Genomic DNA, 16,500 nt, shown 5'->3' with positions numbered 1-16,500 from the left:
CCTCCCCACAAATTACCTAACTTGGTTAGTTACTTGCTAAGCATGACACAACTCTCGCAAGTACACTGGGGCCATGGTCAAGTCGCAGTCTAAGACGTGGGATTCAGCAGCGTCCATGCTTGATCCGCGCATCGTCGACCCCACTGGCAGCTATGTGCGCTACTCGGAGCTGCCGCCTGAGGAACTCGACCAGGTGGTCGCGGTACTCACCGCCATCAAGGAGTGGCGGGAGTCGGAGGAGCGGATCAGCCTCCAGTCGCGCAGCTATATGCGGCTGAACGAGACCGACATGAAGGCGCTGCGCTTCGTCATCGCCGCGAAGAACTCCGGAGTGCTTGTGACGGCCGGGATGCTGGCTGGGCACCTGCAGATCTCGACGGCATCCATCACCAAGATGCTGGACCGGCTCGAGAAGGCGGGGCACATCACCCGTTCGGCGCACCCGGACGACCGTCGTGCGGTCGTCGTCGACGTGACCGCTGCCACGCACACGGATGCACGCGCCACGATTGGGCGCAAGCATGCGCGTCGATTCGATGTCGCCGCGGCGCTCTCACCGAGCGAGCGCGAGGTCGTCATCAAGTTCCTGACCAGCCTGGCCGCGCTCGAAGATGAGCCAGACCAGGACAGCGAGACAGGTCAGGACGGCGAGCCCGATCAGCCCGGCGGATCGGGTGCGCAGCAGCACTGATCCCGCGCGGGCGCCCGCCAGCGCGGACTAGGCCGTTCGCCTGGCCTCTGCCGCCTGCACCAGCACGTCGATGAGCGACTCGGCGGTGCGCTCGTCGGCGACGGCATCGACCCGCAGGCCGATCGCGCTGGCGTCCTTGGCTGTCTGCGGGCCGATGCACACGACAAGGGTGCTCTCCGGGATCGGTCCCAGCTGGCTCTGCACCTGCTCGGCCACGCTGCCGGATGTCACCAGCACGGCCTGCACGCGGCCCTCTGCGACGTCGGTGACGATGGATTCCTCGACCGGCACGCCGATGGTGCGGTAGGCGACGACGGCCTCGACGTGGTGGCCGATCCTGGCCAGGCCGACGCTGAGCAGCGGCTTGGCGATGGCGGAGCGCAGCGCGAGGATGCGCAGCGGGATCGCTCCCTCGGTGGCGGCGGTCCACTCCTCGAGCAGGCCGCGCGCGGAGTTGTCCTCTGAGGGCACGAGCGCGACCTGGTAGCCGGCCGCGACGAGCGCTGCAGCGGTGGTCTCGCCGACGGCGGCGACCTTGGTCGTCGGCGGCACAACGGCCTGATGCGAGAACAGCACGTCGACGGTGGTTGCACTGGTCACAGTGAGCCAGTCGAACTCGCCGGCGGCGAGGCGCGCGAGCGCGCCCTCGAGGGCGGCCGCGTCATCCGTCGGCGCGAAGTTGATCATCGGCGCCACCTTGGGCGACGCACCGCGGGCGCGCAGGCTCGCGGCCACCCGGTCACCCCAGGGGCCACCGCGGGGAACGAGCACGCGCCACCCCGTCAGGGGCTTGTCGGTCTTGTCGGTGGTGGAGGTCGACCTCATGACGTTCCCTTCAACACAGCAAGATCCGCGGCCCCGTTGCCCAGGAGCTCTGCGACGACACGCGCCGCCACATCGCGGGCGGCGTCGGCCAGGTAGGCGGCCCCGCCGGCCTCCGGCGTTGCAGCGTGCGAGCTGGTCAGCGACCGCTCGCCGTCGAGGCTGTAGACCGTCGCGGTCAGGAAGAGCAGCTCGCTGTCGACGGCGGCCGTCGCGGCGACGGGCGCGGAGCACCCGGCCTCGAGGCCGGCCAGCACGAGGCGCTCTGCCAGGGTGGTCGCCGCCGTTGTGCCGTGGTTCACGGATTCCAGCGCCGCACGCAGGGCCCGGTCCAGCGGTTCGCCGACGCCGTCCTCACGGACCTCGATCGCCAGCGACCCCTGCCCCGGAGCCGTCGGCCAGGAGGAGATGTCCAGGTACTCGCTCACGTGGTCGAGCTTGCCCAACCGGCCGAGGCCGGCCGCGGCCAGCAGGACGGCGTCCAGACGCTGCGGGTCGTCAGCGGCGAGGTCGTCGCTGACCCGGGCCAGGCGGGAGTCGATGTTGCCCCGGATGTCGACAATGTCGAGGTCGGGACGGCGTGCGCGCAACTGCGCGATGCGGCGCGGCGATCCCGTGCCGACACGGGCGCCTTCCGGCAGCGTGTCGAGGGTGTGCCCGTCGCGGGAGCAGAGCGTGTCGCGGGCGTCGGCCCGCTTGGGCGTGGCGGCCAGGCGCAGCCCGGGGAAGCCGGCTGTCGGGAGGTCCTTCAGCGAGTGCACGATGAGGTCGCACTCTCCGGCCAACAGCGATTCGCGCAACGCGGACGCGAAGACGCCGGTGCCGCCGATGCTGGAGAGCGACTCGCGCGAGGTGTCACCGTGGGTGGTGACCTCCACGATCTCGATCTCGGCCTTCGCCGCGCTGCCGATGCGGGCGGCGATGGCCTGGGTCTGGGCGAGCGCCAGCGCGCTGCCGCGGGTTCCGACGCGGATCACGGGGCTCATTCCGCGCCCCCGACCGAATCGGGGGCCGCGTCGGCGGCGCCGACCCTGGCGTGGTCCGGCCACGGGCCGAGCTCGGTCAGGTGCGAACGCTCGGCATCCGGAACGTCGTTCAGCCGCTCGAGCACGAGGTCGATCAGGCCGGCAACGAAGGCGGGGTGCACACTGGGCGTCGGCACGCGCAGCGCGACCATGCCGTGGCCCTCTGCGGTGGCAACGGCCTCGTTGTCGAGGTCCCAGAGCACCTCCATGTGGTCGCTGATGAAGCCGAAGGGCACGATCACGACGGCCTTGACCGCGCCGGCGACGGCGAGGTCGTCGATCGCGTCGTTGATGTCGGGCTCGAGCCAGGGCGTGCGGGGGTCGCCGGAACGCGACTGGTAGACGAGCGACCAGGCCGTGCCGGGGGCGGCGTGCTCCTGGATGTGGCGGGCAACCGCGAGATGCTGGGCCACGTAGGCACCGCCCGGCCCGAACTCTGGGCCAGATTCCTCTGCGGCCGTGCTCGGAATGGAGTGCGTCACATACAACACGTGCACGGCGTCATCCACGAGGCCGTCCTGGCTCAGCTGCCGCATCGCCGCGCCGACGCCCTCGACGAACGGGGTGACGAAGCCGGGGTGGTCGAAGAACTCGCGGATGCGGTCGATCGCGACCTGCGCGCCGAGGCCCGTGGTCTGCAGCGCCTGCTCGAAGTCCTCACGGTACTGCTGCACGCCGGAGTACGACGTGTAGGCGCTGGTGACCAGGCCGAGCAGACGGTCGTCGCCGGCGGCGTGCGCCTCGCGCACGGTGTCGGCGAAGAAGGGCGCGGTGTTGCGGTTGCCCCAGTACACGGGCAGCGCGATGCCGCGGGCGGCGAGTTCGGCCTCGAGGGCGGCCTTGAGCGCGCGGTTCTGCGCGTTGATCGGGCTGACCCCGCCGAAGTGGCGGTAGTGCGTCGCAACCTCTTCCAGCCGCTCGTCGGGGATGCCCCGACCGGCCGTGACGTTGCGCAGGAACGGGATGACCTCGTCCTGGCCTTCTGGGCCCCCGAAGCTCGAGAGCAGGATGGCGTCGTACTGGGCCACTACTGCAGCACCTCCACAAGTTCGGATGTCTCAATGCGGCGGCCCGTGTAGAACGGGACCTCCTCGCGCACGTGCATGCGTGCATCGGTGGCGCGCAGTTCGCGCATCAGGTCGACGAGCTCGGTCAGCTCGTCGCTCTCGATGGGCAGCAGCCACTCGTAGTCGCCCAGCGCGAACGCCGAGACGGTGTTGGCAATGGCGCCACGGAACGCGGCGCCCTTGCGGCCGTGGTCGGCGAGCATCTGGGAGCGCTCCGCCTCGGGCAGCAGGTACCACTCGTAGCTGCGCACGAAGGGGTAGACGGTCATCCAGGCCTTGGGGTCAACACCGCGCAGGAAGCCGGGCACGTGGCTCTTGTTGAACTCGGCGTCGCGGTGCACGCCCATTGCGTTCCACGTCGGCAGCAGGCTCTTCAGCATGCGGGCACGGCGCAGCTCGCGCAGCGCCCACTGCAGGCCCTCGGCATCCGGCCCGTGCAGCCAGAGCATCACGTCGGCGTCGGCGCGGAAGCCGGAGACGTCATAGATGCCGCGCAGGGTCACGTTCTGCTCTTCGACGAGGGCGATGATGTCGTCCAGCTCGTTCACGAAGTGCGGAACGTCGTGACCGTCGAAGTCATCTGGATTGGCCGGGTCTCGGCGCAGTACGGCGAACAAGGTGAAGCCCTGCGGCGACGCCTCCTCCGCTGAGAGATCGGATACCGCCTCGCGAGCTGTCGGGTCAGTCATCCCCTAGTCTCCTCCGCTTTGCGCTATCGGGCAAAAGCGGGCGGAGCAGAGGGGCGAATCAGCGTCGGTGCAGCGAGCTCAGCGGGAGACCGCGCGCACGATTGCCCAGACACCCAGCCCCAAAGCGGCGCCCGCAGCCACGGCGATCGCGCCCAGAGCAACGGGGTTCTCCGCCGCGAGGGTGCGCACCGCGGCTGTACCGCGCTCGGCCGCGCCGCTGATCCGCTTCGGAACGTTGAGCTTGTCCTCGATCGCGTCGAGTGCGGCGGCCAACTCGGCGCGGGCGCGGGCGGTGTCCTGCTGCAGCTCTGCCCGGCTCCGTTTGGGCGGCGCGGCCGCATTCACGCTGTCGGCGGCCGGGGCGGTGTGGTCGTTCACTGCCTTCGCGGCTTTCTTGGCGTTCACGCTTGCGGCGTGCGCGGCGGCCTTGGCGGCCTCAGTCGCGTCGGTCATAGGAACCTTCCCCCTTCAAAGCGTCGAGGTCGCGGCGCAGGTTCACGTCGAGGTCGTTCTTGGCCAAGCCGGCCTGGATGCGACCGCGGCCGATCAGGACCAGCAGCAGCGCGAGCACGAACAGCGCGGCGGCCACGATGAGCGCCGCCAGCCAGGCGGGCAGCACGAGTGCGAGGGCCAGCACGGCGACCGCTACGAGCACCGCGAGGCCGAAGAACGCGAACGACACCGCCAGAACGATGAGCGCGACTCCCACGCCGATCCGCTGGCCCTTGGCGCTGAGCTCAGCCTTGAACTGCTCAAGCTCGGCCCGCACGAGGCCGACGATCAGGCTGGGCAGGTCGCCGATCAGGGCAAAGAGGGAACGGCGGCGCGCTGCGGTGAAGGGATCCGTGTCGTGTTCCGACATCTCGCACCCACCTTTCTAGCGATCTCGCGAGATCAGTCGTTTCGGTTGGGGCTGCTGGGCGTTGTGGGCGAGGCCACCGTGTAGGTCGACTCGGTCGCGAGCCCGGCCGGGCGCGGGGATTCCGCGCGCTGCCCGGACGTGCGCGCGGATGCAGTGCTCTGCTCCGACGTGCGCGCGGATTCGGCGCTCTGCCGGGCCGCGGAGTTGACGAGCTTCTTGGCTCCGTCGAAAACCGCGTCCGAGACGATGCTGACCCGAGTGAGGGCGAAGTCCTTGGCCTGGTCGATGCCGCGCTGCACGGTCGGCGTGTTCCAGACGCCCGCTGCGGCCTCCTTGATCTGCTCGTACCGCTTGCGTCCGGCGCGCGTGCCGAGCACGTAGCCGACCGCCGCTCCGCTGAGGAAGAGAAGCTTGCCCTTCATGAGACCCCGATCTGTGTTGTCGATCCACTGCGGTTCGTGACATTCCACCGCAGGGAAGGCTCTGTTTAGAGTAGCCCCGATTCGGTTCTACGGACGAGGGCTTGTCTAAACATTCCATTTTTGTTATGTGTCGTTGCCTCGACCCGTTGCGGCCGCCCGGCCGCTGTTACAGGTGCACGAAATGGCGGCGGATGCCGGCGGCTGCGGCCGTGGCATCCGGGATCACCGACGCCAGGCCAGTGCCACCGAGCCACGACCCGGTGACGGCCAGGGTCGATTCCTCGTCGAGGCGGGCGCGCAGCGCGGCCACTCGATCGCGCTGGCCGAGTGCGGCGTGCGAAAGCGCGTCGCGCCACGGCGTGCGCGCGGCGCCCACCAGCTGGGCGGCGTCGAGGTCGACTCCGAGGATGGCGCTCGCATCGCGCAGCGCGAGCGCGGTGAGCTCGTCATCGCCGAGCGTTGCGCTCGGGCTGGCCTCGCCGATACGGCCGTACGAAAGTCGCACGACGTGGCGGCCCCGGCCGGCGGCCTCTGCCAGCCACGCCCACTTCGCCGTCGAGTGGGTGAGCGCCTTCGCGACCGTGCCCGGCGTTCCGGTGGCAACGAGCACCCCGGTGCCGCGCGGCGCGACATCCAGCGCGGGGGCGTCCAGCACGAGCGTGACGATCTCGACGGGAGATCCGCCGGCCCAGTCGCCCTGGTGCTCGTCCCAGTCGGGGCGGGCGGCGGCGAGCAGGCCGAGCGCGGCGGAGGCCGACGTGGCAACGATCACGGCGCGTGCCGCGTGCACGGCGTGCTCGGTGGCGCCGGGCTCAGCGGTGGCCGACCCTTCGGCGGGCCGCTGCTCTGTGCTGACCGCCCAGGAGCCGTCGGCCGCCTCGTCCAGCCCGACGGCGCGGGCGCCCAGGCGCACCTCGGCGCCGAAGTGGGCCAGCTCGGCCAGGAGCGCGTCGACGAGCCGGTGCATGCCGCCCCGGATGCCGCGGACACCGCCGCCCGGCTTCGCGTCGGCCTTCAGCAGGCTCACCGCGCCGGAGAGCGAGCCGGCGCGGGTGAGCGCCGCGTTCAGCCCAGGCGCGACGGCGTCGACCTCGAGCGCGTGCGGGTCGGCGGAGTACACGCCGGTCGAGATCGGGGCGACGAGCCGCTCCAGCACGGCGCTGCCCATGCGCTTCTCCACCAGTTCGCCGAGGTTCTTCTCCGTGCCGATGGTCAGCACCGGGCGCAGCCGGTCGGAGTAGGCACGGATGGCCGACTTCCAGCCGATCGCGGCGACGACGTCGCTGGCCAGCGGGGATCCGGGGATACCCAGGATCGAGAGTTTCGGCATCGGCACGCTGAGCGCGCCGTGGCCGCGCAGCGGGGGCAGGCGCAGCCAGGCCCCGGCCGGGTTCGGGTCGACGATGTCGGCGCCCAGGCCGAGCTCCTCGATGAGCGTCGCCACGGAATCGTTGCGGGTCGCGAAGCCCTCCGCGCCGGTGTCGAGGCTGAGCCCGGCGATCTCGGTGCGGCCGACGCAGCCGCCTGCGGCATCCGCGGCCTCGAGGATCAGCACAGAGAGGCCGAGGCGGGCGCAGGCCCGTGCGGCGACGAGGCCGGCAATGCCAGCCCCGATCACGACGACATCGTGTCGGGCGGCGCCGCTCATTCCCTGGGCGCTCATCGGCCGTGCACCAGTTCGACGATGCGGCTGAGCACCTCGGGGTCGGTGTCCGGCGGCACCCCGTGGCCGAGGTTCAACACATGCGAGGGGGCGGCGTCGCCGCGGCGCAGCACGTCGAGCACATGCGCCTCCAGCACCGGCCACGGTGCGCCGAGCAGCGCCGGGTCGACGTTGCCCTGCACGGGAACGGTGCCGCCGAGGCGGCGGATGCCCTCGTCGAGCGCGAGTCGGTAGTCGACGCCGACGACGTCGGCCCCGATCGCGTGCATGGCGCCGAGCAGCTCGCTCGTGCCCACGCCGAAGTGCACGATCGGTACGCTGCGCCACACCCGCTCGGGGTCGGCGGCCGCGTCGCCGACCGGCTCGTAGTAGCCGAGGTCGCGCACGAAGCTCAGCGCGTGCGCCGAGGCGGGGGCGACGTGCGTCTCGTAGTCCTCGAGCGAGAGCGCTCCGGCCCAGGAGTCGAACAGCTGGGCGGCGCTGGCGCCGGCCAGCACCTGGGCGCGCAGGAAGCGGCCGGTCACCTCGGCGCTCCAGCGCATCAGATCCGCCCACGCCTCCGGCGCGGAGTGCATCAGTGCCCTGGCGGCCAGGTGGTCCTTCGACGGGCCGCCCTCGACCAGATAGGCGGCGAGGGTGAACGGTGCCCCGGCGAAGCCGATCAGCGGGGTGACGGATGCCGGCTCGCCGGCGACCCGGTGGCGGGGCGCGATCTCGGCGAGCGCCGCCACGGTGCGGGCGACGGCATCCGAGATCGGGGCGAGGGCGGCATCCAGCACGGCCGGGTCGAGCGCGGTGAGCTCGGCGACGTCGGCGGCGGTGCGCACGGCCTTGCCCATCACGGGGCCGCGGCCGGCCACGATCTCGACCTCGACACCCACCAGCTTGAGCGGTACGACGATGTCGCTGAAGAAGATTCCTGCGTCGACGCCGTGCCGGCGCACGGGCTGCAGCGTGATCTCGCTGGCCAGCGCCGGGTCGAGGCAGGCATCGAGCATCTTGGTGCCAACGCGCAGCTCGCGGTACTCGGGCAACGAACGCCCGGCCTGGCGCATGAACCACACCGGCGTCACCTCGGGGCGATCCCCCCGGTAGGCGCGAACAAGGCGGGACTGGCCGGTCAGGCCGGATGCGAGGGGGTGCTGGGGCGGCAGAGTCTGGCGAGCGTCATGGTTCACGGGCCTATTGTCTCCCACCCGGCTCCACGTCCGCCCCGCGGGTTCCCATGCAGGGCCCCGGCGCATTGCACGAATCCCCAGCTTGACGAGGCGTAGAATTCCCTCCGTGCTCATCTGCCTCTCTGCGAGTCACAAGAACTCCCACTTCGACCTGCTCGAACAGCTCTCTGTTGACTCCGCCGCCCTCGGCGAGCGCATCGTCGAGGAACACCGCGAACTGACCGGCGCCCCTGCGCTGGCCGGCGCCGTCGTCGTCGCCACCTGCAACCGTTTCGAGGCCTACCTCGACCTGAACGCCCCCTTCGGCGTCTCGCCGCTGCCCACCATCTTCGCGGCGATCGACGCCGTCAGCGCCAACTCGGGTGTCGACGCCCAGACGCTGCGCGAGAGCCTCGACCTCGTGCACGGCAACGGCGTCGCCGAGCACCTCTTCGCCGTGTCGTCCGGCCTCGAGTCCGTCGTCGTCGGCGAGGGCGAGATCGCCGGCCAGGTGCGCCGCTCGCTCGAGCAGGCCCGCACCGCCGGCACCACCAGCCCCGAGCTGGAGCGGCTGTTCCAGCGCGCATCGCAGACCTCCCGAGGCGTCAAGAACCGTACGGGCATCGGCTCGGCCGGCCGATCTCTGGTGCGCCTCGCCCTCGAACTGGCCGAGAGCCGCGTGAGCGACTGGGCGACAACCAGCGTGCTGCTGGTGGGCACCGGGCGCTACGCCGGGGCGTCCCTCGCGGCCCTCCGCGACCGCGGCGCCGAGAACGTGCGCGTCTACTCCCCCTCTGGCCGGGCCGCCCGGTTCGCCGCCAACCACAGCATCGATCCCGTGCACGCGGCCGAGTACGCCGCCGTTGCGGCATCCGTCGACATCATCGTCACCTGCACCACCGCAGAGACCCACGTGATCGACGCCGCGTTGCTCGCAGCCGGCCGCGACCAGGTCGGGGCGGATGCCGCGCACCGCCAGCTGCTGATCGACCTCGGCCTTCCGCGCAACATCGACCCCGACGTCGTCGAGGTCGAGGGTGTCGAGCTGCTCGACCTCGAGACGATCAGCCTGCACGCGCCGTTGGAAGAGCTCAATGCCACCCACGAGGCGCGCGCCATGGTCGGCCAGGCCGCCCGCTCGTTCAGCGCTGCCACCGAAGAGCAGTCGCTGGCACCGGCCGTCGTCGCGCTGCGCGGCCACATCTTCGGGCTGCTCGACGCCGAGATCGAGCGCGCCCGCGCCAAGGGCGACGAGGACGGCCGCATCGAGCAGTCGCTGCGCCACCTCGCCGGGGTGCTGCTGCACACGCCGATGACGCGCTCCCGCGAGCTGGCCCGCGCCGGCGAGCAGCAGGCTTGGCTCGACGGGCTTGAGGCCGTGTTCGGCCTCAAGGTGCAGAGCCAGGATGCCGCAGGCGTCGCCCGCATCGGCGGCTGCCCGGTCACCGGCCGGGGCGGCGTCCCCGGCACCGACCTTGCTACCCCGGAGGAGCGCAGGGCATGACGGCGGACGAGAAGGTCACCCCACCTCCCGGCTACTTCGCCGGGTTCCCCTTCGACAGTGCAGCGCTGGCCGTCGCACCGATTCAGACCGAGCGCTTGACGCTGCGCCCGCTGGCCGAAAGCGACATCGACGACGTCTGGCAGTACCAGCAGCTCGACGAGGTGCTGCTCTACATCCCGTGGCCGAAGCGCGACTTCGATGAGGCCGCGGCACACACTCGCAAGCGCGCGGGGCTGCACACCCTCGACACTGACAACAGTGCGATTTTTCTGGCCTGCGAGCTGGACGGCCGGGTGATCGGCGACGTCATGCTGCGGGTCAGCAGCGTCGAGACGGCCGAGCTCGAGATCGGCTGGGTGTTCCACCCCGACGTTCAGGGCCGCGGCTACGCCACAGAGGCGGCCGCCGCCATGCAGCGCCTGGCCTTCGACGGCATCGGCGCGCACCGGCTCATCGCCCAGCTCGACCCGCGCAACACGGCATCGGCCCGCCTCTGCGCCCGGCTCGGCCTGGCCCACGAGGGAACGCTGCGCGAGGCGTACTACGAGAAGGACGCCGACGGAAACGGTGAGTGGAGCGACAGCGGCCTCTACGGCATGACGGCGCACGACTGGCGCGCCCTGGAAGACACCCCGGCCCCGCACACCCCCTAGCCTGCGCGGCCGCGGTCGCACGCTCCTCCCCGCTGGTCGAGTAGGCCCGCCAGGGCCGTATCGAGACCCGGCTTCCCGCGAGAAACCGAGCCCCGCGCGAGGTCTCGATACGCTCGTTCCTCGCTACTCGACCAACGGAATCGGGCCGGCTTCGGTCGCACGCTCCCTCGAGCCGGCGGGGCGGGTGTGCGCTCTGCCGGAGTTTCGGTCGACAGGCTCAGCCAGCGGCGAAACCCGCTGGTCGAGTAGGCCCGCCAGGGCCGTATCGAGACCCGGCTTCCAGTGAGAAACTGAGCCCCGCACGGGGTCTCGATACGCTCGTTCCTCGCTACTCGACCAACGGGTGTGCGCTCCGCCGGAGTTTCGGTCGACAGGCTCAGCCAGCGCCGAAACCCGCTGGTCGAGTAGGCCCGCCAGCGCCGTATCGAGACCCGGCTTCAAGCGAGAAACCGAGCCCCGCACGAGGTCTCGATACGCTCGTTCCTCGCTACTCGACCAACGGGTGTGCGCTAGTCGACGGCGAGCTCCAGCGCCGCGAGCGAGGTGGGGCTCGCGTCGACCGCGAGCGGTTCCAGCCGCACCTCGTGGATGACGGCGCCCGCCAAGTCGCGCATGGTCAGCACCAGCTCGGCCTCGTTTGCCACGCCCTCGATCCAGGTCGCGGCCTCCTTCGAGCGGGCGCTGGCGTCCGGCCCCCCGCTGACCAGCTGGCCGTAGCCGAACTCCTCGCTCGGCGGGATCGATGCCGTCTCGTGCATGTGGCCGGAGACCACCAGCTGGGCGCCCCACGCGGTGAGGGCGTCGTGCCAGGCGTCGCGGCTCATCTTGCTGAAGCTGTCGTAGCCGCCGTTGTCGTAGTCGACCTCGTATTCCTCCACCCAGCGCAGCGGAATGTGGCAGAACACCACCCGGTACGGGGCGTCGCGGATCTCCGGCCACAGGGTGGCCTCGCGCAGCCACTCCGCCTGCTCGGCGCGCAACGCCTCGAACGCCACCCGGCCCTTGAACGTCGGATGCCCGTCGGGCTTGTCCTCACCGGTGTGCAGCACGATGCCGGCGACCGGTCCCGAGCGGAACGCCGTGTACGGGCGGCCCTCCGGCGTCGCCACGTATTCCTGCAGCTGGTACGCCCAGGTGCCGCGCGCGTCGTGGTTGCCGAGCGAGATGGTGAGCGGGCGGCCGCGGCTGACATCGCAGCCGGCCGGGTCCAACACGGTGTCGACGAACGTCGACGGGTGCTTCCAGTCGTTGCAGAGGTCACCGTTCCAGACCAGCATGTCGACATCCGGCGTCGCGGCGTGCAGCGCCCGCAGGGTCTTCTTGTGGCGATGCGTGTCGTTCCACACGGCGAAGTGCGCGGAACTCGCGGCGGGGTCGAGCGTGCGCACGGTCTTCCACTCGCTCTCGTGGCGCGCGGGCCCTCCCTTCACGCCCCTGCCGGTCACGGCCTCGGTCACGGCACGCACGCGCACCTCGGCGCCGGCCGGCATCCCGTTCAGTCGCACCCGCAGCACCCGGTCGCTCTGCGGCACCATGCCGAAGGCATCGGAGTACGCCACCCCGGCCTCGTCGCCGACCGACCACTCCAGTCGGCCGCGGCTCAGCCGGCTGACACCCCAGACCACCTCGAAGCCGTCGGCGCGGGGCGCCATGATCACGGCCGGGCTGGTCACGAGTGGCTTCTTCATCGCGTCTCCTCATCAAGAATGGCATCGAGTTCCAGCACAAAGCGGAAGCGAGTGTCGTCGTCGAACCACATCGTGAAGTTCGTCCCCCAGACATTGTTGTGCAGGTTGACGTGGAATCCGTCCTCCGGGTTGGGCACGGCGTTGTCGTAGCGCAGCAGCCTCGGCTCGCCGACGGCCACCAGGGCCGCATCGAGCGGGCGCAGGCTGAAGCCTCCCGGAGCCGGGCTCGTGCCATCGTTGCGCATGGCGCGGTGGTTCACGGCGGTGACCGCGTGCAGGCTGCGGTTGCCGTTCCGCACGACGTTCTGCGGGTCCACCGCGGTGCCCAGCTTGTCCAAGCGCCAGTGGCCGGGGTCGGTGCGCGGCCGGAAGCTCAGCCAGCTGGCCTCCGGCAACCGGGAAGCGTCCTTGCCCGCGAGGTCGAGGGTGATCTGGATCGGGCCGGGCCGGTGCGGGAAGCGGTAGGACAGGCGGATGTCGCGCGCGCCACCCCAGAGCTCGCTTGCCGCGGTCGGCAGCTGAAGGCGCAGCGTCACCGTGCTGGCCGCCTCCTCGTCCAGCCGCGCCGCCCCTACGCAGCGGGGCGTGAACACGGTGGCCGGCAGCGTCTCGGCGATGGCGAGGCCGGGCTTGGACTGGTCGGGGATCGACCAGAAGCCGTTCTCGGCGATGTTGCGGCAGTACTCGTCCATCCAGAGCCGCTCGTCGCGCTCGTCGAAGGTCTGGTAGCGGTAGGCGGCGAGCGGGTGCTCCGGCCCCGCCCACTCGGTTCCCTGCGCGTCGACGAGTGAGATCAACGCCCCGTCGCCTCCGAAGCGCACCGTGTAGCCGCAGAGGCGGTGCGCGGCGGCCGGGTCGATCTCGACCTCGCTCCACGCGGCGCCCGGCCAGTCATCGCCGTCGGGGCGGCAACGCTCCAACGCCGCCGCCGCCTGGGCGCGGCGCTGGGGTGTGAGGGCAGCGAGCGCGCGGTCGATGTGGGCCCGCTGCTCGGCCCACGAGCGCTCGAAGGCCGAGTAGCTGAGTCCCTCGGGGCGCGGGTGCTCGGTGTACGCCCAGGCGTAGAGGTCGAACTCGGCCGGGTTCAGGCCCGTGTCGATCCGGTCGGCGGCGCGGGCCCGCGTGAAGTCGGCCTTCTCGTAGTTGACGTAGTCGGGCAGATAGGTCTTCAGGTCCTGCCCCCAGGTGTGCTCGGGCACGAGCAGCAGGCCATCGCTGAAGGCGTCGCACTCCGGCGTGCCCGGAAGGAGCTCGCCGGACGCGACCCACTGGCTGCGCAGGCGCATCAGCTCGCGCACCCGTGCGGTGAGCACCGGGTCGCTGCCGACGCCGTGGATCCAGGAGTCGCCGATCTCCTGCTCGAGCACCGGCAGGCTCGCTCGCACCGCGAGGACGGCCGCCGCGAAGGCGTCCAGCGTCGAGGCGATGATCTGCGCGCCTGGATACGCGGCGGCGAGCCCGGCGAAGAGCTCCTCGACGTCCTCGGCGGATGGCGGCCCGAAGTTGTCACCAGTGTGCGCGAGGTGCAGGGCATCTTCGCCGCCGGGCACCAGGGCCACGCCGAACTCGGTGTCGGAGCCGTAGCTCTGCGCGTAGTTGACGACGACCTCGCTGCCGTCCGGCGCCCGCCAGACGAAGAACTCCGGCACCTCGGGCACGGCGGATGCCCCGTTGACGCCGAGGTGCAGGTAGTCCAGGCCGGCGCGCTGCAGGAACGGCACCACGCCGATGGTGTGCCCGGGAACGTCCGTCATCTTGGCGGCGATCGTGTGCACGCCGAAGCGGGCGTCGAGCGCGCGCCCGATGGAGATGCCGTGCTCGAGCAGGCCGGCATCCATCGACTCGGTGTGCGTCGTCATGGGCAGGCCGTGCCAGCGCACCTGACCGGCCAGGATGGCGGCCTCCAGCGCGGCGCGCTCCTCTGCACTGCCGAGCCGCAGGGCCTCGTGGATCAGCCAGGAGCCCGTCGTCCAGATGAAGCGGGCGGCTCCCCCGCGGCGATCCAGCTCCGTGGCCAAATCGATGGCGCGCGGCAGGAACTCGTGCACGTATCGGTCGGTGACGTTCTGCGCCGTGTCGGTGAAACCCAAGTCAAGATGGGTTTTGAAGATAACGTGAACGGTGTTGACCACCCGCGGCTCCTTTGCTCAAGCGGATCTGAAAATTCTGTTTGCGTAAACATGAAGGTACCCCGTACAGTCATGTCAACGCAAACATTCACGAAGGAGTGAGGCGAATGACGAAGCCGTCACACGCATCGAGCGGAAGCGTGACCCCCGCATGACGACGAGCGCGCTCAACACCGAGTTGGTCGTAACCGGCCAGCCGAAGCGCGGCTCGACGCTGAAGCCACGCACGACGCACCGCCGGCGCGACTGGTCCGGCTGGATCTTCGTCGGCCCCTTCATGGCCGTGTTCGTGCTGGTGCTGATCGCCCCGCTCGTCTACGCGATCTACCTCAGCCTGTTCCGCGAGACGCTGGTCGGCGGCAACTCCTTCGTCGGCCTGGAGAACTACGCCCAGGCGCTGACCGACCCGAAGTTCTGGGACGGCTTGCTGCGGGTCACCATCTTCCTGTTCGTCCAGGTGCCGATCATGCTGGGGCTCTCGCTCTTCGTGGCGCTCGCCCTCGACAGCATGCGGCTGCGCTGGGTCTCCCTGTTCCGCCTCTCGATCTTCCTGCCGTACGCCGTTCCCGGCGTCGTGGCGGTCATGATCTGGGGCTACATGTACGGCTCGCAGTTCGGCCTGATCGCCGACCTCAACGACCTGCTCGGATTCAAGCTGCCGGAGCCGCTGTCGAACAGCTTCCTGATGGTGGCCATCGGCAACATCGTCACCTGGGAGTTCGTCGGCTACAACATGCTGATCTTCTACTCCGGGCTCAAGGCGATCCCGCAGGAGCTCTATGAGGCGGCCGAGATCGATGGCGCCGGCCCGTTCCGCACCATCTTCAGCATCAAGCTCCCCGGTATCCGCGGGCCGCTCATCATCGCGACGCTGTTCTCGATCATCGGCAGCTTCCAGCTGTTCAACGAGCCCCAGATGCTCCGCGCGATCGCCCCGAACCTCATCACCAGCTACTTCACCCCGAACATCTACGCCTTCAACCTCTCGTTCTCCGGCTCCATGTTCAACTACGCCGCGGCGATCGCCATCCTCTCCGGCATCATCACGATGGTCTTCGCCTTCATCGCCCAGAATCCGGAGGGCTTTGCGTTCAAGAAGAAGAAGTCCATGAGCACAGTGGAGGAGCAGGCATGAGCGCCGCAGAATCGGTGACCCGCTCGGGCACGGCGCCCAGCCGACTGGCGAGCGGCCAGGTTGCCCCGGCCGCGCGCACCCCGAAGCGCAAACCCGGCGGATCCCGGCACCAGCGGGCATCCGTCACGCTGACCGTGCTGATGACGGCGATGCTGTTGTACTGCGTCGTGCCGCTGTTCTGGCTGATCGCCAACGCGAGCAAGACGCGGGACAAGCTCTACAACTCCTTCTCACTCTGGTTCGCAGGCGACTTCGCGCTGTTCGACAACATCGGCAAGGTCCTGACCTACAACGACGGCATCTTCGTGCGCTGGTTCGGCAACACGATCATGTACGTCGTGGTCGGGGCCGGAGGGGCGACCTTGCTGGCCACTCTGGCCGGGTACGGGCTCGCAAAGTACCGCTTCCCCGGGCGCAGGCTGGTTCTCGCCGTCATCCTGGGTGCCATCGCCGTTCCCATGACCGCGCTCGCTGTGCCGCAGTTCCTGCTGTTCAGCAAGCTGCAGCTGACCAACACCCCCTGGTCCGTGATCATTCCATCGATGGTGAGCGCCTTCGGCCTCTACCTGGTCTGGGTTTATGCGGCCGAGGCGATCCCCGACGAGCTGCTTGAGGCCGCCCGCCTCGACGGCGCGAGCGAGCTGCGCATCTTCTTCTCCATCTCGCTGCGTCAGCTCGCGCCGGCGCTGATCACGGTGCTGATGTTCACGGTTGTCGCAACCTGGAACAACTACTTCCTGCCGTTGATCATGTTGAGCGACCAGCAGTGGTACCCGCTCACGGTCGGCCTCAGCCAGTGGGCATCGGCATCCAGCTCCATCGGCGCCGAGGCGATCCCCGAGCTCGTCATCACCGCCTCACTGCTCACCGTCATCCCGATCGCCGGCGCCTTCCTCTACCTGCAGCGTTACTGGCAGTCCGGCCTGTCGGCCGGCTCGGTGAAGTAGCCCGGCGGCCACCCAGTTTTTCACCCCAACACGCACCACCCTCCAC

Annotated in this window: 16 protein-coding genes; 5 read left to right on the top strand and 11 right to left on the bottom strand. The window is 70.1% G+C overall.

From position 1 onward, the window contains the following. Positions 1 to 73 precede the first annotated feature (73 nt). The gene (locus AWU67_RS14900) at positions 74 to 691 is read left to right on the top strand and encodes a MarR family winged helix-turn-helix transcriptional regulator (RefSeq protein ID WP_234407278.1); all 618 of its coding nucleotides are present in this window, start codon (positions 74 to 76) and stop codon (positions 689 to 691) included. Positions 692 to 718: 27 nt separating this feature from the next. Here AWU67_RS14900 and AWU67_RS14895 read toward each other — a convergent pair whose 3' ends face one another. From AWU67_RS14895 to hemE, 9 genes are all read right to left on the bottom strand, one after another. After that, entirely contained in the window at positions 719 to 1,516 is a 798-nt protein-coding gene (locus AWU67_RS14895) for a uroporphyrinogen-III synthase (RefSeq protein WP_067230806.1), read from the bottom strand. Further along, the gene (gene hemC, locus AWU67_RS14890) at positions 1,513 to 2,499 is read right to left on the bottom strand and encodes a hydroxymethylbilane synthase (protein ID WP_067230804.1); all 987 of its coding nucleotides are present in this window, start codon (positions 2,497 to 2,499) and stop codon (positions 1,513 to 1,515) included. The genes AWU67_RS14895 and hemC overlap by 4 nt, the downstream gene beginning before the upstream one ends. Then, positions 2,496 to 3,593 (bottom strand): ferrochelatase, encoded by a 1,098-nt coding sequence (locus AWU67_RS14885; protein WP_067230801.1) that lies wholly within the window; start codon positions 3,591 to 3,593, stop codon positions 2,496 to 2,498. Before AWU67_RS14885 ends, hemC begins: the two co-directional genes overlap by 4 nt. Further along, positions 3,566 to 4,294, bottom strand: a complete 729-nt coding sequence (hemQ, locus tag AWU67_RS14880) for a hydrogen peroxide-dependent heme synthase (protein ID WP_067230799.1) — start codon at positions 4,292 to 4,294, stop codon at positions 3,566 to 3,568. The genes AWU67_RS14885 and hemQ overlap by 28 nt, the downstream gene beginning before the upstream one ends. A gap of 78 nt (positions 4,295 to 4,372) precedes the next feature. Then, positions 4,373 to 4,747 carry a DUF3618 domain-containing protein gene (locus tag AWU67_RS17045; protein ID WP_082717042.1) on the bottom strand — a complete coding sequence of 125 codons (375 nt, stop codon included), beginning with the start codon at positions 4,745 to 4,747 and terminating at the stop codon, positions 4,373 to 4,375. Further along, entirely contained in the window at positions 4,731 to 5,156 is a 426-nt protein-coding gene (locus tag AWU67_RS14870) for a phage holin family protein (RefSeq protein ID WP_067230796.1), read from the bottom strand. Before AWU67_RS14870 ends, AWU67_RS17045 begins: the two co-directional genes overlap by 17 nt. A gap of 32 nt (positions 5,157 to 5,188) precedes the next feature. After that, positions 5,189 to 5,578, bottom strand: a complete 390-nt coding sequence (locus AWU67_RS17575) for a YtxH domain-containing protein (protein WP_199922304.1) — start codon at positions 5,576 to 5,578, stop codon at positions 5,189 to 5,191. A gap of 166 nt (positions 5,579 to 5,744) precedes the next feature. After that, positions 5,745 to 7,241 carry a protoporphyrinogen/coproporphyrinogen oxidase gene (locus AWU67_RS14860; protein ID WP_082717041.1) on the bottom strand — a complete coding sequence of 499 codons (1,497 nt, stop codon included), beginning with the start codon at positions 7,239 to 7,241 and terminating at the stop codon, positions 5,745 to 5,747. Then, positions 7,238 to 8,419 (bottom strand): uroporphyrinogen decarboxylase, encoded by a 1,182-nt coding sequence (gene hemE / locus AWU67_RS14855; protein WP_067230790.1) that lies wholly within the window; start codon positions 8,417 to 8,419, stop codon positions 7,238 to 7,240. Before hemE ends, AWU67_RS14860 begins: the two co-directional genes overlap by 4 nt. Before the next feature lie 106 nt (positions 8,420 to 8,525). Here hemE and AWU67_RS14850 point away from each other — a divergent pair, with 106 nt between their 5' ends. Both AWU67_RS14850 and AWU67_RS14845 read left to right on the top strand, forming a co-directional pair. Continuing rightward, the gene (locus AWU67_RS14850; protein ID WP_082717039.1) at positions 8,526 to 9,902 is read left to right on the top strand and encodes a glutamyl-tRNA reductase; all 1,377 of its coding nucleotides are present in this window, start codon (positions 8,526 to 8,528) and stop codon (positions 9,900 to 9,902) included. Further along, entirely contained in the window at positions 9,899 to 10,555 is a 657-nt protein-coding gene (locus AWU67_RS14845) for a GNAT family N-acetyltransferase (protein WP_082717038.1), read from the top strand. The genes AWU67_RS14850 and AWU67_RS14845 overlap by 4 nt, the downstream gene beginning before the upstream one ends. A gap of 509 nt (positions 10,556 to 11,064) precedes the next feature. Here the strand turns inward: AWU67_RS14845 and AWU67_RS14840 are convergent. Both AWU67_RS14840 and AWU67_RS14835 read right to left on the bottom strand, forming a co-directional pair. Continuing rightward, the gene (locus AWU67_RS14840) at positions 11,065 to 12,243 is read right to left on the bottom strand and encodes a metallophosphoesterase family protein (protein ID WP_067230788.1); all 1,179 of its coding nucleotides are present in this window, start codon (positions 12,241 to 12,243) and stop codon (positions 11,065 to 11,067) included. Continuing rightward, the gene (locus AWU67_RS14835; RefSeq protein WP_151200850.1) at positions 12,240 to 14,333 is read right to left on the bottom strand and encodes a DUF5054 domain-containing protein; all 2,094 of its coding nucleotides are present in this window, start codon (positions 14,331 to 14,333) and stop codon (positions 12,240 to 12,242) included. The genes AWU67_RS14840 and AWU67_RS14835 overlap by 4 nt, the downstream gene beginning before the upstream one ends. 190 nt (positions 14,334 to 14,523) lie before the next feature. On the opposite strand from AWU67_RS14835, the gene AWU67_RS14830 reads away from it, so the two are divergent. Beyond that, positions 14,524 to 15,507: a carbohydrate ABC transporter permease gene (locus AWU67_RS14830; RefSeq protein ID WP_082717037.1), complete on the top strand. Its 984-nt coding sequence runs from the start codon at positions 14,524 to 14,526 to the stop codon at positions 15,505 to 15,507. After that, positions 15,504 to 16,454 (top strand): carbohydrate ABC transporter permease, encoded by a 951-nt coding sequence (locus AWU67_RS14825; RefSeq protein ID WP_067230783.1) that lies wholly within the window; start codon positions 15,504 to 15,506, stop codon positions 16,452 to 16,454. The genes AWU67_RS14830 and AWU67_RS14825 overlap by 4 nt, the downstream gene beginning before the upstream one ends. The last annotated feature ends 46 nt before the right edge of the window (positions 16,455 to 16,500 follow it).

Source organism: Microterricola viridarii, from assembly GCF_001542775.1.
Taxonomy (GTDB): domain Bacteria; phylum Actinomycetota; class Actinomycetes; order Actinomycetales; family Microbacteriaceae; genus Microterricola; species Microterricola viridarii_A.
This window is presented reverse-complemented; position numbering and strand designations above follow the sequence as displayed.